Annotated in this window: 27 protein-coding genes and 1 pseudogene; 13 read left to right on the top strand and 15 right to left on the bottom strand. The window is 54.1% G+C overall.

The features are described 5' to 3' along the window. Positions 1–157 precede the first annotated feature (157 nt). Positions 158–1,267 (top strand): SDR family oxidoreductase, encoded by a 1,110-nt coding sequence (locus tag EL098_RS13320; protein ID WP_126356703.1) that lies wholly within the window; start codon positions 158–160, stop codon positions 1,265–1,267. A gap of 200 nt (positions 1,268–1,467) precedes the next feature. Here EL098_RS13320 and EL098_RS13315 read toward each other — a convergent pair whose 3' ends face one another. After that, positions 1,468–2,322 carry a Vmh family MBL fold metallo-hydrolase gene (locus EL098_RS13315; protein ID WP_126356701.1) on the bottom strand — a complete coding sequence of 285 codons (855 nt, stop codon included), beginning with the start codon at positions 2,320–2,322 and terminating at the stop codon, positions 1,468–1,470. Positions 2,323–2,453: 131 nt separating this feature from the next. Here EL098_RS13315 and EL098_RS13310 point away from each other — a divergent pair, with 131 nt between their 5' ends. Together EL098_RS13310 and EL098_RS13305 are read left to right on the top strand one after the other, a co-directional pair. Then, positions 2,454–3,332, top strand: a complete 879-nt coding sequence (locus EL098_RS13310; RefSeq protein ID WP_126356699.1) for a LysR family transcriptional regulator — start codon at positions 2,454–2,456, stop codon at positions 3,330–3,332. Positions 3,333–3,424: 92 nt separating this feature from the next. Beyond that, positions 3,425–3,730: a hypothetical protein gene (locus tag EL098_RS13305; protein ID WP_126356697.1), complete on the top strand. Its 306-nt coding sequence runs from the start codon at positions 3,425–3,427 to the stop codon at positions 3,728–3,730. On the opposite strand, the gene EL098_RS13300 is transcribed toward EL098_RS13305, so the two are convergent. Beyond that, positions 3,724–4,077 carry a DUF488 domain-containing protein gene (locus EL098_RS13300; protein WP_126356695.1) on the bottom strand — a complete coding sequence of 118 codons (354 nt, stop codon included), beginning with the start codon at positions 4,075–4,077 and terminating at the stop codon, positions 3,724–3,726. The two genes, EL098_RS13305 and EL098_RS13300, sit on opposite strands and share 7 nt — an antisense overlap. A gap of 267 nt (positions 4,078–4,344) precedes the next feature. Between EL098_RS13300 and EL098_RS13290 the strand changes: the two genes are divergently transcribed. After that, a complete protein-coding gene (locus tag EL098_RS13290; RefSeq protein ID WP_126356693.1) occupies positions 4,345–5,052 on the top strand; it encodes a CTP synthase C-terminal region-related (seleno)protein in 708 nt (235 codons plus the stop codon). 31 nt (positions 5,053–5,083) lie between these two features. Here the strand turns inward: EL098_RS13290 and EL098_RS13285 are convergent, their stop codons facing one another. Together EL098_RS13285 and EL098_RS13280 are read right to left on the bottom strand one after the other, a co-directional pair. Next, positions 5,084–5,824 (bottom strand): class I SAM-dependent methyltransferase, encoded by a 741-nt coding sequence (locus EL098_RS13285; protein ID WP_126356692.1) that lies wholly within the window; start codon positions 5,822–5,824, stop codon positions 5,084–5,086. Between the two features lie 23 nt (positions 5,825–5,847). Continuing rightward, the gene (locus EL098_RS13280; protein ID WP_126356690.1) at positions 5,848–7,050 is read right to left on the bottom strand and encodes a CynX/NimT family MFS transporter; all 1,203 of its coding nucleotides are present in this window, start codon (positions 7,048–7,050) and stop codon (positions 5,848–5,850) included. A gap of 98 nt (positions 7,051–7,148) precedes the next feature. Between EL098_RS13280 and EL098_RS13275 the strand changes: the two are divergent. Continuing rightward, positions 7,149–7,959 (top strand): annotated as a pseudogene (locus EL098_RS13275) (AraC family transcriptional regulator). On the opposite strand, the gene EL098_RS23540 reads toward EL098_RS13275, so the two are convergent. After that, positions 7,940–8,896 carry a methyl-accepting chemotaxis protein gene (locus tag EL098_RS23540; protein WP_232012217.1) on the bottom strand — a complete coding sequence of 319 codons (957 nt, stop codon included), beginning with the start codon at positions 8,894–8,896 and terminating at the stop codon, positions 7,940–7,942. The pseudogene EL098_RS13275 and the gene EL098_RS23540 overlap by 20 nt on opposite strands. A 34-nt stretch (positions 8,897–8,930) precedes the next feature. Then, complete coding sequence (locus tag EL098_RS23535) at positions 8,931–9,476, bottom strand: hypothetical protein (protein ID WP_232012216.1); 546 nt, start codon at positions 9,474–9,476, stop codon at positions 8,931–8,933. Positions 9,477–9,770: 294 nt separating this feature from the next. Here EL098_RS23535 and EL098_RS13265 point away from each other — a divergent pair, with 294 nt between their 5' ends. Genes EL098_RS13265 through EL098_RS13250 form a run of 4 tightly spaced genes read left to right on the top strand, consistent with a single transcriptional unit; the run spans position 9,771 to position 12,909 of the window. Beyond that, the gene (locus tag EL098_RS13265; protein ID WP_126356688.1) at positions 9,771–10,628 is read left to right on the top strand and encodes an ABC transporter substrate-binding protein; all 858 of its coding nucleotides are present in this window, start codon (positions 9,771–9,773) and stop codon (positions 10,626–10,628) included. Position 10,629: 1 nt separating this feature from the next. Continuing rightward, positions 10,630–11,454, top strand: a complete 825-nt coding sequence (locus tag EL098_RS13260; RefSeq protein WP_126356686.1) for an amino acid ABC transporter ATP-binding protein — start codon at positions 10,630–10,632, stop codon at positions 11,452–11,454. After that, positions 11,451–12,224, top strand: a complete 774-nt coding sequence (locus EL098_RS13255; RefSeq protein WP_126356684.1) for an amino acid ABC transporter permease — start codon at positions 11,451–11,453, stop codon at positions 12,222–12,224. Before EL098_RS13260 ends, EL098_RS13255 begins: the two co-directional genes overlap by 4 nt. Next, positions 12,214–12,909: an amino acid ABC transporter permease gene (locus EL098_RS13250; RefSeq protein WP_126356683.1), complete on the top strand. Its 696-nt coding sequence runs from the start codon at positions 12,214–12,216 to the stop codon at positions 12,907–12,909. The genes EL098_RS13255 and EL098_RS13250 overlap by 11 nt, the downstream gene beginning before the upstream one ends. On the opposite strand, the gene EL098_RS13245 is transcribed toward EL098_RS13250, so the two are convergent. Both EL098_RS13245 and EL098_RS13240 read right to left on the bottom strand, forming a co-directional pair. Continuing rightward, a complete protein-coding gene (locus tag EL098_RS13245; protein ID WP_126358445.1) occupies positions 12,890–13,336 on the bottom strand; it encodes a DUF441 domain-containing protein in 447 nt (148 codons plus the stop codon). The genes EL098_RS13250 and EL098_RS13245 overlap by 20 nt on opposite strands. A 68-nt stretch (positions 13,337–13,404) precedes the next feature. Then, a complete protein-coding gene (locus EL098_RS13240; RefSeq protein WP_126356681.1) occupies positions 13,405–13,908 on the bottom strand; it encodes a YbaK/prolyl-tRNA synthetase associated domain-containing protein in 504 nt (167 codons plus the stop codon). A gap of 93 nt (positions 13,909–14,001) precedes the next feature. On the opposite strand from EL098_RS13240, the gene EL098_RS13235 reads away from it, so the two are divergent. Continuing rightward, entirely contained in the window at positions 14,002–14,805 is an 804-nt protein-coding gene (locus EL098_RS13235) for a phosphotransferase family protein (protein WP_164716853.1), read from the top strand. Between the two features lie 2 nt (positions 14,806–14,807). Here EL098_RS13235 and EL098_RS13230 read toward each other — a convergent pair whose 3' ends face one another. The 3 genes from EL098_RS13230 to ycgZ all read right to left on the bottom strand — a co-directional run bounded on the left by EL098_RS13230 (position 14,808) and on the right by ycgZ (position 16,601). Further along, entirely contained in the window at positions 14,808–15,248 is a 441-nt protein-coding gene (locus tag EL098_RS13230) for an NUDIX hydrolase (protein ID WP_232012215.1), read from the bottom strand. Between the two features lie 346 nt (positions 15,249–15,594). Next, positions 15,595–15,873: a biofilm development regulator YmgB/AriR family protein gene (locus EL098_RS13225; RefSeq protein WP_126356677.1), complete on the bottom strand. Its 279-nt coding sequence runs from the start codon at positions 15,871–15,873 to the stop codon at positions 15,595–15,597. Positions 15,874–16,352: 479 nt separating this feature from the next. Further along, positions 16,353–16,601, bottom strand: a complete 249-nt coding sequence (gene ycgZ, locus EL098_RS13215; protein WP_126356675.1) for a regulatory protein YcgZ — start codon at positions 16,599–16,601, stop codon at positions 16,353–16,355. Positions 16,602–16,907: 306 nt separating this feature from the next. On the opposite strand from ycgZ, the gene EL098_RS13210 reads away from it, so the two are divergent. Next, positions 16,908–18,110, top strand: a complete 1,203-nt coding sequence (locus tag EL098_RS13210) for a diguanylate phosphodiesterase (protein ID WP_126356673.1) — start codon at positions 16,908–16,910, stop codon at positions 18,108–18,110. A gap of 108 nt (positions 18,111–18,218) precedes the next feature. Further along, positions 18,219–18,947 (top strand): MerR family transcriptional regulator, encoded by a 729-nt coding sequence (locus tag EL098_RS13205; protein ID WP_126356672.1) that lies wholly within the window; start codon positions 18,219–18,221, stop codon positions 18,945–18,947. A 50-nt stretch (positions 18,948–18,997) separates the two neighbouring features. On the opposite strand, the gene EL098_RS13200 is transcribed toward EL098_RS13205, so the two are convergent. Together EL098_RS13200 and yeaG are read right to left on the bottom strand one after the other, a co-directional pair. After that, positions 18,998–20,275, bottom strand: a complete 1,278-nt coding sequence (locus tag EL098_RS13200) for a YeaH/YhbH family protein (protein WP_126356670.1) — start codon at positions 20,273–20,275, stop codon at positions 18,998–19,000. Positions 20,276–20,346: 71 nt separating this feature from the next. Then, entirely contained in the window at positions 20,347–22,281 is a 1,935-nt protein-coding gene (gene yeaG / locus EL098_RS13195) for a protein kinase YeaG (protein WP_126356668.1), read from the bottom strand. A gap of 424 nt (positions 22,282–22,705) precedes the next feature. On the opposite strand from yeaG, the gene EL098_RS13190 reads away from it, so the two are divergent. Beyond that, positions 22,706–23,452, top strand: coding sequence for a MipA/OmpV family protein (locus EL098_RS13190; protein WP_126356666.1), 747 nt, complete (start codon positions 22,706–22,708; stop codon positions 23,450–23,452). A 98-nt stretch (positions 23,453–23,550) separates the two neighbouring features. Here EL098_RS13190 and EL098_RS13185 read toward each other — a convergent pair whose 3' ends face one another. Then, positions 23,551–24,441, bottom strand: coding sequence for a D-hexose-6-phosphate mutarotase (locus tag EL098_RS13185; RefSeq protein ID WP_126356664.1), 891 nt, complete (start codon positions 24,439–24,441; stop codon positions 23,551–23,553). An 83-nt stretch (positions 24,442–24,524) separates the two neighbouring features. Next, the gene (gapA, locus tag EL098_RS13180) at positions 24,525–25,520 is read right to left on the bottom strand and encodes a glyceraldehyde-3-phosphate dehydrogenase (RefSeq protein ID WP_126356663.1); all 996 of its coding nucleotides are present in this window, start codon (positions 25,518–25,520) and stop codon (positions 24,525–24,527) included. Between the last annotated feature and the right edge of the window lie 337 nt (positions 25,521–25,857).

The raw sequence follows: 25,857 nt of genomic DNA, 5'->3' as shown, positions 1-25,857 counted from the left end.
AATTAATTTATAATTCTATGTTTTTCTTTAAAAACAATGATGTACAAACGGTTACACGAAAGTTCTGGGTATTGTGTGGGGGTAATTAGCTTTATTGAGGAAGCGTTTATTTTTGCCATTTTACTATGCTCGTGTTTTCACTCCTGAGGTTATAATAATGAATCATCTTTTGATTACCGGTGCGACAGGTTTCCTGGGCGGCGCGGTATTAGCTCAAGCCCTCTCTGAATCCTCTTTCAGTTCTGTATTGTTATTGGTGCGAGCGAACTCGCCTCAGGAGGGCGTGGCCAGAATTAGAAATAATCTTGCTAATTTTGGTTGTACTGAAGCTGAACAGGCGCAAATTAACCCTGAAAATATCCTGTTGGGAGATTTAGCCGAGCCTGAGCATTTCCTCGATGACGAAAGACTGTCTAACGTCACGCATGTCATTAACTGCGCCGCGGTTGCGTCATTTGGCGAAAATGCGCTGATCTGGAAGGTAAACGTCGAGGGCACTCTGCAGTTTGCGCGCCGTATGTCACAGGTGAAAGGCCTGCAGCGTTTCCTGCACGTGGGTACCGCAATGTCCTGCGTACCCGATGCTGGAACTCTGGTGACAGAAAGTATGTCGAGCAAGCCGGAAGAAGAGCACCTGGTGCAGTACACCTGGTCTAAATCCACCATCGAACGCATGATGTCCGAGCAGTTCCCGCAGCTGCCGCTGGTTATCGCTCGTCCGTCTATAGTGGTTGGCCACAGCGAGCAGGGGTGCCGCCCGTCCAGCAGCATTTTCTGGGTCTTCCGCATGGTGCTGATGCTCGGCAAATTCATGTGCTCACTGGATGACAAAATCGACGTCATTCCGGTGGACTATTGCGCCAAAGCGCTGCTGCTGCTCTCCAAAAGCGACTCGCTGAAAGAGAAGATTTACCATATCTCTGCCGGTGACGTGAGCAGCATCCGCTTTGCTGATATCGACGAAGCGATGTCGAATGCGCTGAACCAGACGCCTATCTTCTCCAACTATGAGCAGGTAGATTACAGCGAGCTGGTGAAGAGCCGCAGAAGCTTCAAATCTATTTACGGGCCGTGCAACGAACGCCTGATGCTGCGCGCAATGCGCCTCTACGGGGAGTTCTCCATGCTGAACGTCCGCTTCTCCAATGAGAAGCTGTTAGATTTAGGCATGTCACCGCCGCCACGCTTTGTGGATTACATCAGCCGCTGCGTGGAAACCACCCGGGATTACTCGATTCCGGAGCTGATGAAGGTCGACTTCAAATAATTGAAAAGGGAGCGAAAGCTCCCTTTAGATTGCTGACAAAGGGGGAAAAAACGTGGTTTTTCCCTCTTTGTGATAAGTAGCCGAAAATCAACAAATTGATTTTCCTGGTTTATTTATAGCTGCTATCTGGTGCTTCTTCTCTTTATTGAGGTTTGTCATCAGCCTGAAGGGAGCGAAAGCTCCCTTTTTTGTTTAGAACATTACCACTTCATTTCGCCGGTATTCACTTTGGCACTCATCTCAAGCGAGCTTTCATCGGCAAGGGCCGGGTATTTTTGTTTCATCTCCGCGATCACCGGGGCACTTTTCCCTTTTTTCAGCGCCAGTTCGAAGTCGGCCAGGTAGTCGCCGGTAAAGATGACAGGTGCTGCACCTGGCTTCACTTCACCGATGTAATGGCCCGGTATCACGCGCTGTGGTTTAAGCGCGGCCATTTCATCCAGTACATCGCGCCATTCCTGACGTGCCGCTTTGGTCTGGGAATCCGCTGTCCAGACGTGAATGCCTGAGCTGACGCCAACGCCACCCAGGATCGTTTTGTTGGCCGGGATCCACAGGTACGCTGCATGGGAGCCAGGCTGGCGCAGCTCAACCTTTTCGCCGTCGACGGTGAAGGTGGTCTCATGGGTCACCTGAGGCACGAAGACTTTCTTTGGCGCACCCTCTTTCAGGATTGGGCCCCAGTATTTGATCTTCTCGTCTTTGGTTTTTTGGATATGCTCCACGACCAGAGACGTGGCCTCAATTTTCACCTGCGGGTAAGCTTTTACTATCGGCTCCAGGCCAAAGTAGTAGTCCGGGTCACCGGCGGTGATAAGGATCCGGGTCAGCTTTTTGCCGCTGTGCTGAATCATTTTCACCAGCGCCTCACCGTCCTTCACGCTGAACTGAGCATCAACCAGCGTTGCCTCCTTTGGGCCGCTGATCAGCGTAGAGGTGACCGGGAATACGCCCTTGTCCTGCGGGTTATAGACTTCAAGCGTCAGCGGTGCCGCAAAGCTCGCGCTGCTGAACAAAAGGGTGGCAGTGGCCGCAGCCAGGGTGTGTGTCTTCATCTTTTCTGTCCTGATCAACTGAATGAGTAAGCCCGTTCGGGGATAAAAAACAGTTTAAATTGCATTATGTGAATCGTAATGGCTTTATTAAGGTAAGATGAATTTCATAAATCGAGCAGATAGGCGAAAGAATGGACAGGATCATTGCGGCAAAAGTCTATACACGCATTTGTGAGCTGGGGAGCCTGAGCGCGGCGGCGCGGGCCTTAAATATGTCCCGTCCGATGGTCAGTCGCTATCTTGAGCAAATGGAGCACTGGGCCGGAGAGCGTCTGCTGCACCGCTCCTCACGTAAGCTAACGTTAACCCCCACGGGCGAGCGGGTGCTGCAGCAGACCCGTGCGCTCAACGAAGTAGCGGAAAGCATTGCGGCTCAGAAACAGCAGGACTTGCCCTCAGGGACTCTGCGAGTTGCCTGTTCACAGTTTGGCGCCCGCTATTACATCGTGCCTTTTTTATCTGATTTCCTGCGCGACTATCCTGATGTCAGGGTCGAGCTGCATGTCAGCAGTCAGGCCGTCAACATGATTGAGGAGCGTATCGATCTGGCCATTCGTATTACCAACGATCTCGATCCGAATATTATTGCCCGTCGGTTGGGGGAGTGTGACTCTATGCTTTACGCTTCGCCCTCTTATATTGAGAAGAAAGGGATGCCGCGCTCGCCGGGCGATCTGGAACATCATAATTGCCTGCAGTACAGCTATTTTCTGCGCAATATCTGGCAAATGGTGGATGCGAACGGTGAACCGCTGAGCGTAGAGGTTAGCGGCAACTTTAGCGCCAATGATTCGGTAGTGCTGATGGATGCCGTGGCGGACGGAGTGGGCATTGCCATGTTACCGGTTCAGGATGCTAAGCCCCGGTTCGAGAGCGGTGAGCTGGTAAAGGTGCTAGAGGCATATCCGCCCCGATCGATGGGGATCTACGGTATTTACCGCAGCAGAAGTTATTTGCCTGCGGCGCTAAGGCTGTTTCTGTCGGCGCTGTCCGCCAGGCTGGCGAAATAAATTAAGAAATATCTCAGTAATCACCCGCCGTGCCGTTTACTTTTTATCCCAGGAATGTTCTGATCTCGCTGCGTAAAATGAGGGGGATAAAAATGTTTCAATTAAAACCGGGAAGCCTGGCAATGATCATCGGCGCCCGAACCGCAGTCGGGCGGGTGAATATTGGTAAGGCGGTTGAGCTGTTCGGCTTGTGCCAGCCTGGCGAGCGTTTCGTAAACCCGGTGACAGGCGTTGTCACCCAGCTACCGCCGGAGTCAAATTACCCGCTATGGCTGGTGACCGGGGAAGTTATCGCCTTTGATGGCCGCCAGGGCTACGCCTTTGTGCGTGCCGAACACCTGATGCTGCTGGACAAAGATTTCTCCTCCCAGCAAGACGAGCTGCACCTCAGCTACTGATCCCGGCAGTGGCGTAAAAAATCGGCCAGCACGATAGCGTGGTTCTGATCGGTATTTTTTGCGCCATACAGCAGCGTCAGCGTGCCATTATCGCCGTGTCGGGCTAGCGCTTTTGCGGCGTCCAGATGCTGCTCAAGCTCTTTTTTGTAGCTGCGGCTGAATTCCTGAAAATCGATCGTTTCGCTATGAAATGCTTTGCGCAATTCGCTGGAAGGCGTGAGTTCCTTCGGCCACTCATCGTAATGCAGATCGGTCTTTTTGACGCCGCGCGGCCAGAGCCGGTCAACCAATACCCGGTAGCCATCGTCGGCAGTGGGTGCTTCATATACCCGTTTACAGCGGATCATTTTCCCTCCTTATCCACGTCCTTAAGCCTGCTGAACAGCTGCGGGAGCTGGTGGTCGGCAAAGACCTTGATACCATGCCGGCGCAACGCCCTGGCCCGATTTTCATTGTCTTCATCAGTGAAGTGAACCTCATACGGTACTACATTGCTTGCCGTGCCCGAAAGAGGGAGGGGACTGCTAATTTTCGCGGTTGTCAGCGCCGGGCAAAGCGCCTATTCTGTCACTCCTTATGTTGTTCTCTTCCCTCAAGCATAAGGCCAGCAAAGCATGTCAGAAATACAGTTGAACTCCACTTTACGTATTGCGCTTATCGGCGATTACAACCCGGCCGTGATTGCTCATCAGGCTATTCCACAGGCATTAGACAATGCGGCAGCTGCCCTGGGCGTGAGCGCGGATTATGACTGGCTATCCTCTCTGGAAGTGACCAGCGATGAAGATCTGGTGGGCTACGATGCTATCTGGTGCGTACCGTCAAGTCCTTATCTGAATGAAGAGGCCGCTTACCTTGCGATTCGCTTTGCGCGTGAAAACGGCGTGCCCTTCCTGGGAACCTGCGCCGGGTTTCAGTATGCAGTGGTGGAATATGCACGTAACGTGCTGGGCTGGGAAGATGCGGGCCACGCGGAAACCGCGAGCGAAGGGCGCCTGGTCATTGGCCGCCTGAGCTGCTCGCTGGTCGAAGTTTCAGACAAGATTACGCTGCTGGCTGATTCAACCGTCGGGCGTGCCTACGGTAAAGCGGAAATCGAAGAGGGTTACCACTGCAACTACGGCATTGCGGAGCTGTTTGCCACTGCGCTTGCCGACGAGCCGCTGAAGCCGACCGGTTGGGATAAGCAGGGTGAGATTCGTGCGGTGGAATTACAGGGACATCCGTTCTTTGTGGCGACGCTGTTCCAGCATGAACGGAATGCCCTAAAAGGCAAACCTTCTCCCCTGGTTGAAGCGTTCCTGGCCGCAGCGGAGAGATAAAACAGTAAAGCCCGCAATGCGGGCTTTACCTTTAACGAGGCTTTGTCGCCCTGAGTATCAAAAAGGCCGGGCGGCGCATCTCTTTTGCCAGCCGTGGATGCTGCGCAAGCGTTTCTTCTGTCGGTTTTGTTTCCAGCATTCGGGTGAGGGCAAAGCCGCTGTCCAGCAGGGTATTGACGTAATTTTCCGTGGTGCGGTGATATTTCTGTACGTCCTCCACGAACCAGCTGGTATGGCGCAAGCCTTGCTGATGGTAGTGATTGACCGGCCAGATAACCTCTTCTTTATAGGGCTGCCAGCCTACCGGGAAGGCGGTACACATCGGATGCTCAACGGAGAAGATAAACTGCCCGCCGGGGTTAAGAGCGGCAAAGAGCGTGTTGCTCAGACGGGCAAAATCTTCGATGTAGTGCAGCGCCAGCGACGAAATAGCCAGATCCCAGGTTTCACCCTCCGGCGTAAACTGCTCCAGTGGCAAGTTGTGGTAGCTAATCTTTTCATCCTGGGTTGCTGCGCGTGCCTGGGTCAGCATCTTTTCCGAAATGTCGAAGCCGGTAACGCTTGCCGCGCCGTGAGCGCGAGCGAAGCGGGCAAAGTCGCCAAAGCCGCAGCCAAGGTCGAGGATCTTCAGGCCAGGCAGCTCGGGCAGCAGCGAGTAAAGCTCAGGGATTTCCAGCAGTCCGTTAAGGCCGGAGTCCTCCTCGCGTAAGCGGCGGTAATTTTCAAAAAATACCGGGTCGTCAAAAATGTTCTGCGGTGCCGATGGCTTCATTCGATTCTCCCTCGTTTATCGTTTCAGGCGTGAGTTTTCTCCGCCGCGCCAATCTCTTTCTGGCGTCCAGCATAAGCCCCAAAGACGCCCATGACGACTGAAAGTAGCGCGCAACCCACCAGCGGGATAGCCCAGTTGCCCGTGACATCATGAATTTTACCCATCACCGGCGGGCCAAAAGCAGCAAGCAGATAACCAACGCACTGCGCCATGCCCGACAGCGCCGCGGCCTGATGCGCAGAACTGGTGCGCATCCCAATGAAGGAGAGACCAAGGATCATTGCCGCCCCGGAGCCAAAGCCGCCGAGCGCGACCCAGAAAATGGAGAAGGCAGGTATCAGCCACAGACCAAGCGTTGCCAGGCACCACAGCAGTGCCATCAGGGCGGCAATTCCTCGCTGGTCCTTAAGGCGGCTGAGGATCAGCCCAACAAATAGCCCCGGAATAGCGGTGGCGAGCTGCAGTATGCCGTGTATCGAACCTGCTTCGGCTTCGTTGTAGCCGTGGCTGATCAGGATAGAAGGTAGCCAGCCGATAATCACATAATAAATCAGGGAGTTAATGCCGAGGTAAAGCGTCACCTGCCAGGCCAGCGGCGAGGACCAGATGCCCCTGCTGTGCAGGGCCGGGTTGCCGGAAAGGTTTATCACCGTGCTGCTGCCAAGCTGCGGCAGCCAGACAATCAGCGCCAGCAGCGGGAAGATCATCAGCGACAGCATCGCGCCGGACCAGCCAAAGCCGTGCAGGGCAATCGGCACCACCATCACGGAGCCCAGCGCGGCGGCAATGCCCATCGTCAGCGAATAGGCGCCGGTAAGTTTGGCGACCTGGCCGGGGAAGTCACGTTTAAGCAGGCTGGGCAGCAGCACGTTGCCCATGGCGATCCCGCAGCCGATAATGGCCGTGCCGATATACAGAAACGCGGCGTGACCGAGGGAACGCAAGGCGATACCGGCGCAGATGATCAGTAACGCGCCAAACAGGCTGCGTTCGGTACCAAAACGGCGGGCGATACCTGCGGCAAGCGGGGAGACAACCGCAAAGGCCAGCAGGGGCAGCGTGGTGAGAATACCAATTTGCGCAGTGGACAGCGCAAGCGCGTCTCGCACCATATCCAGCAGCGGTGCCGCGCCGGTAAAGGTGACGCGCAGGGTGGTGGCAATCATCAGTATGCCGAGCAGAAGCAGAGCGCGGCTATTCCTGCTCGCTGAAGTTGTGGAAGTCATCTGTCTGTGTCCTGAAAAACGGTAAGGCAAAGATACACGCTTCTCCCTTTTTACGAATCAAGCTAAAATGACAGATTATCGCTAAATTCGGACATGCTATGGAACGCGACCTGGATCTGGAGGGGTTTGACCCGGACAGCATCGTAACGCCCGCGCTGGCCTTTCGCATTCGCGCCGCGCAGACCTATAACGAAAAGCCCATCCATACTCACCGTAAAGGGCAGCTGATTCTGGCGCTGCATGGCGGCATTACCAGCGAAGTCACGAACTCGATGTGGATGGTGCCGCCGCAGTATGCGGTCTGGGTGCCGGGGGCAAATGCCACACAGCAATCGCGTCACGGCGGATGCGCGGCTCTGCTTTTTATTTATTGAGCCTGATGCGGTAGCGATGCCGGAAGAGTGCTGCGCGCTAAAAATCTCGCCGCTGGTGCGGGAGCTGATTCTGCGCCTGTCTACCGTACCTCACGAAAGGCTCGACTGCGCGGCGACCCAGCGTCTGGTGCGGGTGCTGTTCGATGAACTTCCGCATCAGCCTGTCGAGCAGCTGCAGCTGCCGATTTCTTCGCACCCGAAAATCCGCGCGATGGCGAACAGCATGGCGAAGGATCTGCGGGAGAAAAAGACGCTTGCGCAGTGGGCCGGGGAGATGGCGATGAGCGAGCGTAACCTTGCCCGGCTGGTGGTGAAAGAGACAGGATTGAGTTTTTTACGCTGGCGGCAGCAGATGCAGCTGATCGTTGCCCTGCGCCTGCTAATAAGCGGAATGGCGGTACAAAATGTGGCGGAGTCGCTCGGCTACGACTCCACCACGGCGTTCATTACCATGTTTAAAAAGGCGCTGGGCACCACGCCCGGGCGCTATCTCAGCACCCTCAGCGGTGACGATTTTACCGATCGGCCAGCTTAAACCGGGAGACGGCACTGTTCAGCTGGCGGGTCTGGACAAGCAGTGACTCGGCTGCTTCTGCAGCCTGGCTCACCATCGCCGCGTTTTGCTGGGTGGTAGCGTCCATCTGGGTAATGGCGGTGCTTACCTGCTGAATGCCGCTGCTTTGCTCATCGCTGGCGTGGGTAATTTCCACCATCAGCATTGCGACACGCTTAACGTCCTGCACGACGGTGTTAATCGTTGTTCCTGCTTCGTTAACCAGCCTGCTGCCGCTGGCCACTTGATTTACCGAATCTTCAATCAGCTCCTTAATCTCTTTGGCCGCGCTGGCGCTGCGCTGCGCCAGGCTGCGAACTTCGCCGGCGACGACGGCAAAACCGCGCCCCTGGTCGCCCGCCCTGGCGGCTTCCACCGCCGCATTCAGCGCCAGAATATTGGTCTGGAAGGCAATGCTGTCGATGACGCCGATGATGTCGGTAATCTTGTTGGCGGAGCTGGAGATATCGTCCATGGTTGTTACTACTTGCGTGACTACCTCACCACCTTGCTCCGCGCTTTTTGAGGCAATATTCGCTATCTGGCTGGCGCTTTGCGCATTTTCCGCATTCTGTTTTACCGTCGCGGTCATCTCTTCCATTGACGCCGCTGTTTCCTCAAGCGCGCTGGCCTGTTCTTCAGTGCGCGAGGCCAGGTCAATATTGTCTCTGGAGATTTTGCTGGAGCGGGTGGAAATTTGCTCGCTGCTCTCGTGCACCTGCTGAATGACGCTGGTAAGCTGCTGACACATGGTGTCCATGGCGGCCATGACGCTGGTTGTATCGCCTTCACGAACTTTTACTTCACAGGTCAAATCCCCGCAGGCGACGGCGTTGGCGATTTCGGCTACTTCACTCGGCTCTCCACCAAGCGAGCGAAATATAGTGCGGTGTACCCACCAGCCAATCCCCGTTAACATTATTACCGCTATTAAGGAGCCAATAAGCTGTAATTTATTGGCGCTTGCACTGCTTTTTTTGGGCATTCTCCACCGCGCTTTCGGCATATTTGTCTGACTCTGTGACAAATGACTCAATGCCTTTTTGGTGAGTGAAAAAATCTTTATCAACCGCTTCTAGTTTTTTAAATAAAGACGTCTCAGTCCCTGAACGAATAAGTGCCACCAGCTCGCTGGCGTCTTTCATCATCGCCAGGCCGGCATGGTATTGCTCTCCGAGTAAATTATCCTCCAGTTCAGGAGGCAATATACCTCTCCAGTTATCAACGCGCTGGTGCCATTGGGCGCTTAGGCGTTTAATTTCTTCGTCGGCCTGATCGACATTCATCGTGCCTTCCACCACGCGCGACATCACCAGGCGGAGCTCTATCAGGAACATCGGTGGGGGCTTGATGTCTGATGTTAAATCCTTGGCCAGCAGGCCGCTTTCGGTACTTAATGCGCTTTGGTGGTTGCCGTACAGCGAAATAGCCACCACCAGAGCGAACATCAAAACCGAGCTGCAAATTAATAACAATAAATTATGAGCCAGTGATTTCATTTTACCTCTCCTGTTATTTGAGAGACTCATCGGCAGGGAAGAAGATAAACTTTTCCACTAAATACTAAAATCACCTGGTTAATCACAGTTTACTTTATTTAATCGCGGCGTTTGTTATTGAATAATTACTCTTTATTTTGATTTTTTGTTAAGTGCATGTGAAAAAGCACTGCTTTGTAATTAACTAATATATTTTTTGTATATCCAATGCAGGATTAAGCATTGGCGAGGGAGGAGCGCATATGCGAGCGTAAAGCCATAGCTCGCTCACAGACGGGATAACAAGGAAAATCAATGGCAAAGGTAAAAGCTTTCACGCAAACAATTTCACACAGCACAACGTACCAAAAATTAACGCTCTCTGCTCTGGTCCTGGCCCTGTCCGGCCTCACCTCCGCCGTGGTTCACGCAGACCAGCTGGCGGATATCCAAAAAGCAGGGGTCGTTAAAGTTGCCACTTTTGACGCTAATCCACCTTTTGGCTCCATAGATGCTAAAACGCACGATATCGTGGGCTATGACGTTGATTTCGCGAAAGCGTTGGCAAAATCCTTAGGCGTTAAACTTGAGCTGGTGGCCACCAACCCCGCGAACCGCATCCCACTGCTGCAGTCCGGTAAGGTCGATCTTATCGTCGCGGATATCACCATCACGCCGGAGCGTGCCCAGGTGGTGGATTTTTCTACCCCCTATTTTGTGACCGGGCAGCAGTTCCTGGTCCCGGTATCCGGGCCGGATAAGCTTGACGACTATGCGAAAGGACGCGTGGGAGCGGTAAAGGGAACTACCGGAGAACAGGCGCTTGTGCAGCGTTACCCGTCAATTCGAGTGCTTTCTTATGATGATATCCCGCTGGCCTTTACCGCGCTGCGCAACGGTAATGTCCAGGCTATCACCCAGGACAGCACTATTCTTGCCGGGTTACTGGCCGAAGCGCCGGATAAGGCGAAGTTTAAAATCCTGCCGGATCTGCTGAGCAAGGAAGAGATTGGCGTTGGCGTGAAGAAAGGGGAGACTTCCCTTTTGAAAGCGGTTAACGACGAGCTGGTGAAGCTTGAACAAAACGGCCAGGCAGAGCAAATCTACAACGCCTGGTTTGGCCCGGAAAGCAAAACCCCGCAGCCGCGCAGCTTTAAAATTGTAGCCAAATAATATGTTTAAAAGACCGCCTCATTTGTCCGCAGCTTCGGCTGCGGATTTTTTACATCTGCAGTCTGCCAGCGTAGAGTTCCGCAAAGCCAGCAAAAGCTATGGCGACACGCCCGTTCTGCGCGACATCGACCTGACGATTACGCCTGGGGAAGTGGTGGCAATTTGCGGCCCGTCAGGTTCGGGAAAATCGACCCTGATACGGCTAATTAACCAGCTCGAAACCCTTAGCGACGGCGACATTTATATCGACGGTAAACCAACCCGACGCCTGAGCGGCAGCGCGCTTCGCCGCCTGCGAAGCCGGATCGGCTTTGTTTTTCAGCAGTTCAACCTTTACGCCCACCTGACGGCCGAGCAAAACATTACTCTGTCGCTGACCCACGTTCATGGCTGGAAGCATCAGGATGCCAGCGAGCAGGCTCTCGCGCTTCTGGCCCGGGTTGGTCTGACGGAAAAAGCTCGGCATTATCCGGCGCAGCTCTCCGGCGGGCAGCAGCAGCGCGTCGCGATCGCCAGAGCGCTGGCATCGTCGCCGCAAATTATCCTGTTCGACGAACCGACCTCGGCGCTCGATCCGGAAATGATCGGTGAAGTTCTGCAGGTCATGAAAGATCTCGCGCACAGCGGGATTACCATGATTGTGGTGACGCATGAGATGCAGTTTGCGCGCGAGATTGCCGACCGGGTGGTGTTTATCGACGGCGGTACCATTCTCGAGCAGGCTGCGCCGGAGCAGTTTTTCCGCGCACCGAATCATCCACGCGCCCGTCGATTTCTGCAAAAGGTGCTCGACCCGCTGCATGCCGACGCCAGGGATGAGCCATGAACAGCTACTTTGACTGGGCGGGCGTGCTGACCGGTGCGCCGCGCGAGTGGCTTATCTCCGGTTTGCTAACTACCGCGTGGGTGACGCTTGCCGGAATTATTATTGCTACGTTATTTGCCGTTTTGCTGCTGGGGTTAAGGCTTGCTGGTGGCCGTACGGGGCGTTATATCACGGCAAGCTGGGTTTCGGTTTTCCGCAATACGCCTCTGCTGGTACAGCTGCTGTTCTGGTATTTTGCGGCATGGAACGCGCTGCCGCAAAGCTGGCGCGGGTTTATTAACGACGACCACGTCTGGTCCCAACTGCCGGGCGGCGTCTGGTGGCTTACGCCGGAGTTTATTTGTGCGGCCTGGGGGCTTGGTCTGTTCACTTCTGCTTTTCTGGTGGAAGAGATCCGCAGCGGGCTGCAGGCGGTGCCGAAGGGGCAAACCGAGGCCGCGCTGTCTCAGGGGTTCTCGAACTGGCAGCTTTTCCGTACCGTGCTGCTGCCGCAGGGGCTGGTTAACGCGTGGCAACCGGTGGTCGGGCAATACCTCAATCTGATGAAGCTTTCCTCGCTGGCAACCGGGATTGGCTTCGCCGAACTCACCAGCCAGGTTCGCCGCATTGAAAGTTATAACGCCCATGCGCTGGCAGCCTTCGCCGCAGGGACGGTGCTTTACCTGCTGTTTGGCCTGGCGATGAGCGGGCTATTTACCCTCTTCGCGCCGGGGCGACGTGGGCAGCGAAAATCTGCGGCGATAAGGCCGGAGGCGCAGCATGATAGCTAACATTTCGGTGATTACCGACAACCTGGATTATTTGCTGTGGGGGAGAATGGCCCAGGGGGAGCCGGGAGGCGTGCTGTTAACCCTGATGATGGCCGTTGGCGCCGGTGTCCTGGCGCTTCTACTTGGGTTAGGCCTTGCGTGCGTGGCCTGGCGCTACGGCGGCATTGTGCGCCGGGTGCTTTTTATCTGGGCCGACCTGATACGCGGCATCCCGCTGATTTTTGTTATCTTCTGGCTCTATTTCCTGCTGCCTGCCATTACCGGACGTGACCTGCCTGGGCCGTTAACCGTGACGCTGGCGCTGGCCTGGTTTACCTCTGCGGCGGTGATGTACACCACGCTTGCGGCACTTCATTCGCTGGCAAAGGGCCAAACCGAGGCCGCGGTTGCCGGCGGCTTTTCGCCCTGGCAAACGCTCAGATTCGTGCTGCTGCCTCAGGCATTGCGGAATGCTTTACCGTCGTTTGCCGGGCTGTTTATTGCGCTTATCAAAGACACTTCGCTGGCGTTTATCGTCAACGTGCCGGAGCTGACGACCGTTGCCGGGCAGGTCAACAGCCGGGTACAAATTTACCCAGCGGCCATTTTTATCTTTACCGGCCTTGTGTATTACCTGCTTTGCAGCGCGCTGGCCTGGCGTATTCACCGCTGGCAGCGGCAGGGCTCTACTGCTTACCCACAATAAGGGAAACCAGACCGGCCGCGATCAGCGGCCCAACGGGCACGCCACGGAACAGCGCGACGCCAATGACCGTGCCGACAAGCAGGCCGCCGACCAGGCCCGGCTGGCTTCCCATTAGCGTAACGCCGCGCCCGCCCAGCCAGGAGACGGCGATCCCAACCACGATTGCCACCAGCGATTTCCAGTGGGTGAACGAATGGATAAGGCTGCTGGCGGGCAGAGTGCCGCTGGCTATCGGAGCCATGACGCCGATGGTCAGAATAATGATCCCGACCGTTAGCCCCTGTTTTTCAATCCACGGAAAGAAGGTATTCAGTGGGGTGACGCGCACAATAATCAGCACCAGGATTGAAACGGCGACGGTGGTATTGTGACTGACAAAACCTAATCCAGCGAGGGCCAGAAGGATCAATAGCGTAGGGTCAAAAATCATGATAATTCCTTGCAATAGCTTCGGTGCTGGCGTTGCTCATCCTTTATCCTGGGCGCTGCAGCCAGCTATGCCTGGCGGTGGAAATTAATCAGCGCCGGGCGCGCAATGCGTAAATAATCCTGCGTATCCATCACCACCGACTTTTCCAGCAATCCCGCGTTGAACGCGATCTCCGGGAAACGTTCAAACAGACACGGGTCGGCCACCAGCCTCAGTTCGTGATGAAAACTGAACGGCGGTATAGCGCCGAACACGCATCGCGTTAACGCATCGACTTCGGCCGGGCTTGCCAGAGAGGCTTTCAGGCCGCCCAGGTGCTGTGCCAGCAGGCTCAGATCGGCCTGTTTATCCGCCGCCAGAATCGCCAGTACGTGAAGCTTTACGCCATTGCCTTTGACCTTGCAGACCAGCGCCTTTGCCCCCTGGCCAAGTTCGGTGCCGCGAATTGCAGAGACCTCTTCACATTTCCCCGCCGCCACGTGGCTTACCACGCGATAGCGAGCCTGCTGCTGCTCCAGCAGATCGATCAGCTGCTGATGAACGTCTTCACCTTTTACCCGTGTTGCCATTTCGCTGCCTCTTATTGCCTTTTTAAGGGCCTGTTTTGAATTTTTATCGTAACGCGATAATAGTTATCTGACATGCAAAATTTAGGGGTGAAGATGACGAATAACGTACTGACGCAAATGGGAAGCGCTACCGTGCGTAAATGTTGCTTTCAGGGGAACCCCGCCATTGAAAAGCAAAATGCCTGTGAGGTTGAGCTAGATTTTTATCAGCATCATGCCCCGGCATTGAGGGCAAGAGGTTTGGGTATCCCAGACGTTTATTCCCTTAATCGAAAGGAAAGACGGCTTGTCATTGAGTTCATTCCTCAGCAGTTAACGCTGGAGGCACTGCATGCAATGCCCGAGCTATGTGAAAAGCTGGCGATAATTCATCACAGCCCTCCGGCACTATCAGGCGCATTGAGGCAACATTCGTGGGGTGAAGAGCAAACCGACCTTGCACTTAGCCTGCTTCAGTTGCCCGCAAATCATGAGGCAGTATTACTGAACTTGCAGGCGCACAGCGATGAACTGTTTGAGCCGCAGCAATGTGTGTCGGGTGATACAAATGCGGGAAACTGGGGAAGACGTAAGGAAGGGCAGCTTGTCTTGTTTGACTGGGAGCGTTTTGGCTACGGCAGCCCGGCGATAGACCTGGCTCCTTTGATTAAAGGAATGGGCGACCCCGCCAGCATCCACCATTGGGTGGAGTGCTATCGCCTGGCCGCGCCTCAGTGGTCGGTATCCGCTCTTATACGTCACGTTGTTCTGGCTAAAACCTGGCTGATTACGGAAGTCCTCAGCATCTTGCACCGCCGCCACCCGCAAATATTACCCAAATACCTCAGCTGGTATAGGGCAACGTTGCCTGACTGGCTGCCTGTAGCGCAGAGTTTATGGCAGCATTCACAGGGATAGGCTCACCAGCCATACTCGGAATAAATCTCACCGGCGATGATAGCCTCTATGGCTTGCTTAACATAGGGGACGGTGTTTTCCGGTAGCTGCCTGATATTCACCCAACGTAGCTCAGAATGCTTGTCCGGTTCGGCGACATAGGGCTCTCCTTGCCAGTCGGAGCAGAGAAAAAAGTGGCCTAGCCAGGAGCGATCCTCGGTTTTAACGTGCATTGAGTGGGCGGACCTGAGCTGCGCTGGACTTATTGCCACACCCGTTTCTTCACCTGCCTCTCTGGCCGCGGCCTGAAGCAACGTTTCGCCGTGTTCAAGACCGCCTGCGGGCAGGCTATAAAAACCGTCCATCCAACCGGTATGCGCCCGGCGAATAAGACAAATGTCGTCTGCGCGGCGCAGCACAACAAATACGGCAACGGAAAGCTGGTGGCGTTCTCTTTTCATCATTCGGGATCCTTGTTTTCATTATCTGTAAATATATACAGTGATACTTTCCGATCTCAACTCAGAAATTAGTAGGGGACGTCACGCGGCTTAGCGATCGCGGAAGATCCTCTAAGAGGAAAAGTATTGGGAGGGATATCTGGACGCATCTCACCGGGAGTGCCGTTTGTGGAGCCGTTCTATCTGCCGCCTGAACTGAGATCAGGGGCTGAGCGATTGTAAGCCGTTCCTTTGTGAAAAAATCGCTTTAAGCAAAGAGGACAAAAGGCCGGTTTTGCCGGCCTTATGTCAGGTGTTCAGGTTATCATGTGGACCGCCGGCGGTGAGCACCGGCGTCGCAAAGCGTGACTCAGATGTCGTCCACCGTGTGACCGACAACAATTTCCAGCGCATTGCGGTAGACGTCGCACATCACAACATCGTCAGTCGTTTCCAGCGCTTCGACCAGCCAGATGATGATGGCTTTATTCGAAACAGACTTATTGGCGGACAGAATGCTGGTTATCGCCTGAGAAATGGCGGCATTCTCTTCTGCATGGCGGTCTCCCGCGCTTCTGATGTAGTCTGATAATGCTTTATTCGCAAGACCAGTATGCACTTCAGAAGGCGTTGAAATTAGCTGTGTCATAGTCACTCACCGTTTATCAGTTGTTGGCCATGGGCCGCTAGTGGACGTTCTTGGCGTTACGCTGGTTTGTCTCTACCGCTTTTGAACGCATCTGTTTTTCTGTCTTTTCCGTCGTGGACAAAGCAATATTGCCCTCGATTTCACCGATGATCCTTTCCAGCAATTTCGCCGCTGCGAGTTCTGCTCGGCCAGGTACATCGTCTCTAATTTAGCCAGCAAGGCTCGTGTATTAATGGCGCTATGGCTCTTAAGCAGCGATAGCGCAGCCTCACCTATAAGCTCATCCGTCAGTTGTTCATCATCGCTTCTCTTCATGTCTTTACCCCTGATTGCCTCGCCAGCGTAATTTGAAGCGCTGGCATGAAGTCATTACCCGGAGCCTGAGAATGAAGAATGATTCAGTACTTGCAGTGCCGTAACGACCTGTCCTGACCGGGAGCCGGTCGTTACCAGGATTTAACTCCGGTTTGGTTATAAAGTTAACGAGCGAAAAGCATGCCGAGCAGCGCGTGATAATGCTTTTCTTCCTCAGGCTCGGAAACCTTATCCAGCCGTGACAACAGCTTTGTACAAATTGCTTTCCTGTTCAGATTGCGGCCATCGCTTAGGATCTCCAGCACGATCTGCCCCATGGTTTCCTGCTGAGAGGGCGGCGTCGAGCTACTGAAATAACGTGCGATATCATGTGCTGCGGTGTTCTGGCCGGACGTTAAAGTGTTCTGTCGCATAAGTCGCTCCCATAAGTTCACACTTTGCAAGATGTTAACTAAGTTATGCAGTTGCTATAAAACTGTACATAAAGGTGTATTACTTCGCTTGCTATTTTTTGACTAAAAATGCTAATCTTTTATTATCAATAAGATACAATGTTAAGTTTTTAACTTATTGATGCATTAAGTTGTACATCCAGATCGGGCTGCCGCGAATAAGAAGATGCCGCATGTTGTTCAGTTGTTTAGGTTTTGTTGAGTTTGTGGCGACGCCAGGGCGAGGATCTGTTAAATTGTGGCCTTAATCTTCTGCAGGGAACGACCATGCTCACGACTGTCATCTATCGCAGCCATATTCATACCCGCACTCCCTTTGAGGTTTTGCAGGGGATGGTTTCTGCAGCTAACGCTAAAAATATTGACGCGGATGTGACCGGAATACTGCTTTTCAACGGCACGCATTTCTTTCAGCTGCTGGAAGGTCCGGAACAGAGCGTGCAGAAGATTTATCGCGCTATCTGTGAAGATGAACGCCATTACAATCTCGTCGAGCTGCTGTGTGATTACGCCCCAGCTCGCCGCTTCGGGCGTGTAGGAATGGAGCTTTTTGATTTAAGAGAGCACGATAAAAACGATGTCCTGCAGGTGGTGCTGGAGAAAGGGACCAGCCGCTACCAGCTGGCTTATGATGACCGCGCCTTGAGTTTTTTTCGCACCTTCATTGAGTCGACGGAAAAAGAGAACTATTTCGAGATCCCCCCGCGGGGTTCATGGGAATTTATCGTCGATGTGCCAGCGCACCAGGCATCCGACGAACCTGCTTGTCGGGAGAAGATTGCCTTTTTGCCCGCGGTTGATCCAATGGCGCGCTCTGTCGTAGCGATTGAGGCGGTAACAACGGATGCTCTTTTACCGACGCCGCCAGCCAACGGGCTGGAGGGCGATCTTTACCAGCTCGATCTGCTTAACGCCAGAGCGGCTTTTGCCGCTGCGCAGGCTGCCAGCATTGGTCGGCAAACACTCTGTGTCAACCTCCTGCCAATGACGCTGGTCATGAGACCCGGCGCGGTAGAGCAGTTGCTGACGGATATCGAATCACACAAGCTCGTTCCTGAGCAGGTGGTGATTGAATTTAGCGAAAGCGAAATCATTCCGAAAATGGAAGCCTTCACCGCGGCGCTAAAGCACCTTAAAGCGGCCGGTATTAAGCTTGCGATAGATAACTTTGGTGCCGGTTTTGCCGGGCTGCAGCTGCTTGCACAGTTTCAGCCTGAGCGGATCAAGATTAACCGGGAACTCATCCGGGACATTCATAAAAGCGGGCCACGGCAGGCCATTATCCTCGCGATCATCAAGTGCTGTGCCTCGCTCGAAATTGCCGTCTCTGCGACCGGCATTGAGCAGCCCGAAGAGTGGATGTGGCTGGAAGCGGCGGGGATCCCATACTTCCAGGGCCCGCTGTTCGCCGCGCCCAGCCCCGATGGGAGATTTACCATTGCCTGGCCGGAGCGTAGAACAGAGTTGTGAGGCTGGGAGCAAAGTTTTACTTGTACAACATGGGAAAAAATTGTACACATTGAACAGATTGGCTAGTGTTGTAATGGAAGAGTGAGAACTGTGTACGGGAGGGACACTATGGCCTATTACACTATCGGCGATGTTGCAGAGCGATGCGGCATCAACCCGGTCACTCTGCGCGCATGGCAGCGCCGATACGGTTTGTTAAAGCCCCAGCGTAGCGAAGGGGGCCACCGGCAGTTTGATGATACGGATATTCAGCGGATTGAAGAGATAAAGTACTGGATGGGCAAGGGCGTTTCCGTAGGGAAAGTGAAAGCCCTGCTGGAGCGGAGCCACGTGCCGGAAGAGCAGCTCTGGCTGACGCTGCAGGATGAAATGATGCTGCTGCTCAGAAGAGTGACCCCGTCAAAACTGCGGGACAAAATTGTTGCCCTCAGCCGGGAGCATAGCGTTGACCTGCTGATCGATAACCTGTTGTTGCCCGTGAGAAACAAGCTTCGGCAGGATGAAGCGACGGCCTCTTTGATGTGTAGCCTGCTGGATGGCGTGCTGATTCGCCACTGCGCACTGTGCCTGACGGATGGGCAGAGCCAAAGCGGGCAAGAAGTGCTGCTGGTTGGCTGGCAAACTGACGACCGAACGCCGCTGTGGCTGGAAGCCTGGCGCTTATCACGCCGGGGCATGCAGGTTAACGTGCTTGCCGATCCGGTTCAGACTTTCCGCCCGGAGCTCTTTCCGGGTCAGCACATTTTTTTGTGGACGGGAAAAGCGCTGACCGCTGAACAGCAGCAGCAGTTTGACCACTGGAAACAGTGGGGATACGACGTTGAGCTCCACCCTTAAGCACAAATTAAAAAGCCGGTAAAAATCACCGGCTTTTTCGTTTTCAGCGATTAATGCGCGTCGCTGGTCTGCTTTTGAAACAGTTCCCGGAATACCGGATAGATATCATCCTGATCCCGGATATGCTGTATCGCGAAATTATCGAAGGTGGCCTGCAAATTCTCATATTCACGCCACAGGGTTTGATGCGCCCGGCGGGTGATTTCGATGTAGCTGTAGTAGCGCACCACCGGCAGCAGTTTTTTCGCCAGAATGTCATGACAGAGCGGCGAGTCGTCTGCCCAGTTGTCGCCGTCCGAAGCCTGCGCGGCGTAAATATTCCACTGCGCCGGGTCATAGCGCTCCTGCACCACCTCATCCATTAATTTCAGGGCGCTCGACACAATGGTGCCGCCCGTTTCCTGAGAATAGAAGAACTCATGTTCGTCCACCTCTTTGGCCTGCGTGTGATGGCGGATATAGACCACCTCGACGTTTTTATAGGTCCGGCTCAGGAACAGATAGAGCAGGATATAAAAGCGTTTCGCCATATCTTTGGTGGCCTGGTCCATTGAGCCGGAGACGTCCATCAGGCAGAACATCACCGCCTGGCTGGAGGGTTCCGGGCGTTTTTCGTAGTTCTTGTAGCGGAGATCGAAGGTGTCGATAAACGGCACGCGGGCGATTTTTTCCCGCAGCTCGGCGATCTCCTTACGCAGACGCTCCTCTTCCAGCAGCTGGGCAGGTTCGCTGTGGCTCACGGCCTCAAGGTTCTCTTCAAGCTCGTGCAGCAGGCGTCGTTTACCGGCGCTCATTGCCGTTCTGCGCGCCAGTGAGTTTTGCAGCGAGCGCACAACGCTGATATTGGCCGGCACGCCGTTTGAGGTGAAACCGGCGCGATGGGATTTAAACTCGGTGATCTGCCGGTGCTGGTTGCGCTTCAGGTTCGGCAGCGCCAGATCCTCGAACAGTAAATCGAGGTATTCATCTTTGGAGATCTGGAACACGAACTCATCCTGGCCTTCGCCGTCCTGGCTTGCCTGCCCCTGGCCGCTTCCACCGCCGCCGCCGCCCTGAGGGCGTTCGATGCGGTCGTTTTGCACGAAGTGGTCATTGCCCGGGTGTACACGGTGGCGCAGGCCACCGCGACCCTGATGAAACATCGGTTCGTTGATATCCTCATTTGGGATGGAGACGGATTCGCCGCTGTCCACGTCGGTGACCGAACGCTTATTAATGGCCCCGGAAATCGACTGTTTAATCTGCGCCTTATAACGACGCAAGAAGCGCTGACGGTTCACCGCGCTCTTGTTTTTGCCGTTAAGCCGCCTGTCTATGAAGTAGGCCATAGTTCCCCCAACTGCTTATGCCAGGTGCGCAAACGGGTCACGCCACCCGGCATGACCCGCAGGAAACTCCCTTAAGAAGACTTACGTACCCGCAGATACCATTCACAAAGCAGGCGCACCTGCTTGCGGGTGTAGCCTTTCTCCATCATCCGATCGACAAAATCATCGTGTTTCTTCTGCTCGTCGGTGGAGGTTTTGGCGTTGAACGAGATAACGGGCAGCAGCTCTTCGGTGTTCGAGAACATTTTCTTCTCGATAACCGTGCGCAGCTTCTCGTAGCTGGTCCAGTTTGGGTTACGACCGTTATTATTGGCGCGGGCGCGCAGCACGAAGTTGACGATTTCATTGCGGAAATCTTTCGGGTTGCTGATGCCGGCCGGTTTTTCAATTTTCTCCAGCTCTGCGTTCAGGGATTCACGGTCAAACAGCTGGCCGGTATCCGGGTCGCGGTACTCCTGATCCTGAATCCAGAAGTCAGCGTAGGTGACATAGCGGTCAAAGATGTTCTGCCCGTACTCTGAATAAGATTCGAGGTAGGCCGTCTGGATCTCTTTGCCGATAAACTCCGCGTATTTTGGAATCAGGTAGCCTTTCAGGTACTCGAGATATTTCTCTGCCTGGTCCTGTGGGAACTGCTCACGCTCAATTTGCTGCTCCAGAACGTAGAACAGATGCACCGGGTTCGCCGCCACTTCTACGTGGTCAAAGTTGAACACGCGGGAGAGGATTTTAAAGGCGAAGCGCGTGGAAAGGCCGTTCATGCCTTCATCCACCCCCGCATAGTCCCGGTACTCCTGGTAAGACTTGGCTTTCGGGTCGGTGTCTTTCAGGCTCTCGCCGTCATAGACGCGCATTTTAGAGTAGATGCTGGAGTTTTCCGGCTCTTTCAGGCGCGACAGGATAGAGAAGCGAGAAAGCGTTTCGAGGGTGCCCGGGGCGCAGGGCGCATGGGACAGCTCGCTGTGGTTGAGCAGCTTCTCGTAGATTTTGATCTCTTCGGAGATGCGAAGGCAGTAGGGCACCTTGACGATGTACACGCGGTCAAGGAAGGCCTCGTTGTTTTTGTTATTGCGGAAGGTGACCCACTCGGATTCGTTCGAGTGCGCAAGGATAATGCCGTTAAACGGCAGGGCAGAGATACCCTCTGTGCCGTTGTAGTTTCCTTCCTGAGTGGCGGTCAGCAGCGGATGCAGCACCTTAATGGGCGCTTTAAACATCTCGACGAATTCCATGATGCCCTGGTTCGCGCGGCATAGCGCACCGGAGTAGCCGTAAGCATCCGGGTCGTTTTGCGCGTGATGTTCCAGTTTGCGGATGTCCACTTTACCCACCAGCGCAGAGATATCCTGGTTGTTTTCATCGCCCGGCTCAGTCTTCGCGATGGCGATTTGCGCCAGAATGGACGGCCAGACTTTCACCACGCGGAATTTCGTGATGTCGCCGCCAAACTCGTTCAGCCGTTTTGCCACCCACGGCGACATGATGGTGCCGAGGTAGCGGTTTGGGATGCCATACTCTTTTTCCAGAATATTGGCGTCTTCCTGGGGGTTAAACAGGCACAGCGGGTGATCGTTAACCGGGCTGCGTTCGCCATTGGCGCTCAGGACATAAATAGGCACGCGCTGCATTAACGCTTTCAGGCGCTCGGCCAGCGACGATTTACCGCCCCCTACCGGGCCCAGCAGATAAAGGATTTGTTTCTTCTCTTCCAGCCCCTGAGCAGCGTGCTTGAGGTAAGCGACGATCTGCTCGATAGCCTCTTCCATGCCATAAAACTCTTCAAACGCCGGGTAGCGTGCGACCACGCGGTTTGAAAAGAGACGGGACAGCCGTGGCTCTGTGGCAGTGTCCACCATCACGGGCTCACCAATGGCGGTTAACAGACGTTCTGCCGCATTCGCATAGGCACTGCGATCTTGTTTACAGATAGCAAGAAATTCCTGCAGTGTGAACTCTTCGTCCTTGGCAGCTTCATAGCGCTGGCGATAGTGATCGAATATATTCATGGCATGCCGTCCTTTCGTTTTTTAGCACAGGTTAAAGAGCCGTTGGTATGTGTAATAGAGGCTCCCCGGAAGACGTCTGCTAAAGAAACAGCAACCCTTGTGCCAGGTTGACACCCGGCGCCACTGTTGCCGCACAGCGGTTCACCTTCCTAAAATAAAGCGTAGATGGCATTTGCAAAACTTGCATACGGGCCAGGCTCAATTTCAATGACATATCAATAACTCATCCTAAAAAATCCGCTTTTGAGATAAGCGGCAGAGTCCGCTTTCACCGTGCTGACATAAAGATGAAAAACCATCGTCATCCGGCTGCGGCAGGCTAATGTGTTGGCTGAAGGTTGTGATTGAGTAAATTACTTGGGCTGGACGCCAAGGGCGGTTACACTTCCAGCGCTGATTATTTGATTAAAGGACTGAAAGGATTGTGACCAAATTCAAACTTCTCGCATTAGGCGTACTGCTTGCCTCCTCCGTTACCGCTGTACACGCTGAAGGCCCCTGGTCCGTTGGGGCAGGTGCGCTGGTCTCGCCAAACCCTTATAAAGGCGACCAGAACCGCGTTTATCCGGCTCCTCTGCTTGGCTATGAAGGTGACAATTTCTATTTCCGTGGCTTTAACGCCGGGTACTATCTCTGGAATGACGAAGCCGACAAGTTCTCCGTAACTGCCTACTATTCACCGCTGCATTTCAGGCCGAAAGACAGCAACTACGACAGTATGCGCGCGCTGGATTACCGCCATTCTACCGTGATGGCGGGCCTCTCATGGGTGCATAACACGGATTATGGTTTCCTGCGTACCGTGCTTGCCGGGGATATCCTCGACAACAGCAACGGCATCACCTGGGATACCGCGTGGCTCTATCGTTACAATGTCGATAGCCTGACGCTGACGCCGGGTGTAGGGGTTGTATGGGACAGCAAGAAGCAGAACGACTACTACTACGGCGTGAGCGGCAAGGAAGCGAACCGCAGCGGCCTGAACGAATACGACGCGGGCAACAGCTGGTCGCCATACGTTGAGCTGTCCGTTAACTACAAGTTAAACGCAGACTGGAACGTGTTCGGAATGGGCCGCTACATGCGTCTGTCAAAAGAAGTGACCGACAGCCCGATGGTCGACAGCAACTGGACCGGTGTGCTGCTGACGGGCGTGAACTACAGCTTCTGATTGGTGCAACGCACGCACTAAAAAGGGGCGCATGCGCCCCTTTTGCCTTTTCGTGGGGCAGAGGTTCATGACCTTTGCCCTAAGCCGGTGAAACCTGCTTATCCTTTCTTCGCCACGGTGATGGTCTGGCTCAGGCGGGTGGGTTTCTCCGCGCTGGCTTTCTGCTTTTTAGACGCGCAGGCGGTTTCCACGCAAACGAAGGTTTTGTATCCGTCGTCCGGCATATCGCCCATCGAGACGGACAGGGCAGGGCCCGGGTTCCAGCCTACCACGTTGAAATGGTGGTGATGAACCACGTTCAGCTTACGTTTCAGGCTGCTTGCGTCGTGGATGACGCTGCACTCTTCCGGCTCCAGGTAAAGGCGATCGGTACGATCCGGGAAAGTCTGCACGCCGTCGGTTAGCTGACCGGCTGTTTCGTTCAGCACCTTATCAATATATGGATTGCCCAGGCCGCTGACTTTCACTTCCGCGATATCGCCGACGTTGAAGTAGGTGTGCAGCGCAGAGGTGGTTTCAAATTCGCCGTGAGCTTCCAGCTCAATTTCGCAGGTTTTTCCCAGCTTGAAGCGGGCGTACAGCGTGAACTCATGCGGCCACAGCTTTAACGTCTCTTCGTTGTTATGCAGCTCAAAGGTCAGCACCACGCCGTTGGCATCTTCGTTATGTGCGCTCAGCTTCCACGGCTGGTTACGGGCAAAGCCGTGCGCCGGAAGGCCTGCCTGCTCAGCAGGGCCAAACCACGGCCAGCAAATGGGCACGCCGCCACGCAGCGCTTTCCCTTTGTGGAAAGGCGTGATGGCGCTCAGCCACAGCACTTCATCTTCACCGGCGGGTTGCCAGGAGAGCAGGTGAGCACCCTGCAGCGCGAAAGAGGCCCGCACCTGCGGATGATCCACCACGATGACGTCCAGCTCATCGTTCACGCGGCGGGAGAGGGAAGGGGTAATTTGTTCGACGACCGGAAGTGCAAAAATTTTATTAATCATCTCTTATTTCCTCAGTCCTGGGTCTGTCAGGCAAAAAAAAGAGCGACCGAAGTCGCTCTTTAGGATCAGAAACTCATCTCAACTTATTTGGAGATGTGAGCGATCAGATCCAGTACTTTGTTTGAGTAGCCAGTTTCGTTGTCGTACCAGGAAACCAGTTTCACAAAGTTGTCGTTCAGTGCGATACCAGCTTTAGCATCGAACACGGAAGTCAGCACTTCGCCGTTGAAGTCGGTAGACACAACGTCATCTTCGGTGTAACCCAGAACGCCTTTCATTGCGCCTTCGGAAGCAGCTTTGATGGCTTTCTTAATTTCTTCATAAGAAGCCGCTTTTTCCAGACGAACGGTCAGGTCAACAACGGACACGTTAGGGGTAGGAACGCGGAACGCCATACCGGTCAGTTTGCCTTTCAGCTCTGGCAGTACAACGCCTACAGCTTTAGCTGCGCCGGTAGAAGAAGGGATGATGTTCTGAGCTGCGCCGCGGCCGCCGCGCCAGTCTTTGTGAGACGGGCCATCAACGGTTTTCTGAGTTGCGGTGGTTGCGTGAACGGTGGTCATCAGACCTTCAACGATACCGAAGTTGTCGTTGATCACTTTAGCCAGTGGTGCCAGGCAGTTGGTGGTGCAGGAAGCGTTGGAAACGATGTCCTGGCCAGCATATTTTTCAAAGTTAGCACCGCGAACGAACATTGGGGTGTTGTCTTTGGAAGGACCAGTCAGAACCACTTTTTTCGCGCCAGCAGTGATGTGCTTACGAGCGGTTTCGTCAGTCAGGAACAGGCCGGTTGCTTCAGCAACAACGTCAACGTTCACTTCGTTCCACTTCAGGTTAGCCGGGTCACGTTCTGCGGTAACACGGATAGTTTTACCGTTAACAACCAGGTGACCGTCTTTAACTTCTACAGTACCGTTGAAACGACCGTGAGTTGAGTCGTACTTCAGCATGTAAGCCATATAGTCAGCGTCTAACAGGTCGTTGATTGCAACGATTTCGATGTCAGAACGTTCCTGAGCAGCACGGAAAACGATACGGCCGATACGACCAAAACCGTTGATACCTACTTTGATAGTCATAGTATTCCACCAGCTATTTTTTAGTGAATAAAAGGTTGGCTGTAAAATTACAAAAACCTTACGCAGCGTCAAGCGGAATCGTGTCAATCATTGCGACAAATCAATCCTGTGAACAGGGTTTGTACGACTGAACGCCTCACGCTTCCTTTTGGGCTCTACTCCAAATGGGGACGATGCGGGGGATTTTAAACAGCAGTCCCAACAATAATGTGATTCACGTCACGCTTTGTGCCGTGCCAGAATTTCAGGGCTAAGTTTAGAACAAAAACCAGCACGGCGTTGTTAATTTTTTGTTAGAATAGCACGGTGAGCTGTCCCAATTGAACTGACCGAGATG

The organism is Cedecea lapagei (assembly GCF_900635955.1).
In the GTDB taxonomy this organism is placed as follows: Bacteria; Pseudomonadota; Gammaproteobacteria; order Enterobacterales; family Enterobacteriaceae; genus Cedecea; species Cedecea lapagei.
Note: the sequence above shows the minus strand (reverse complement) of the source record. Positions and strands in the feature narration are given on the sequence as shown.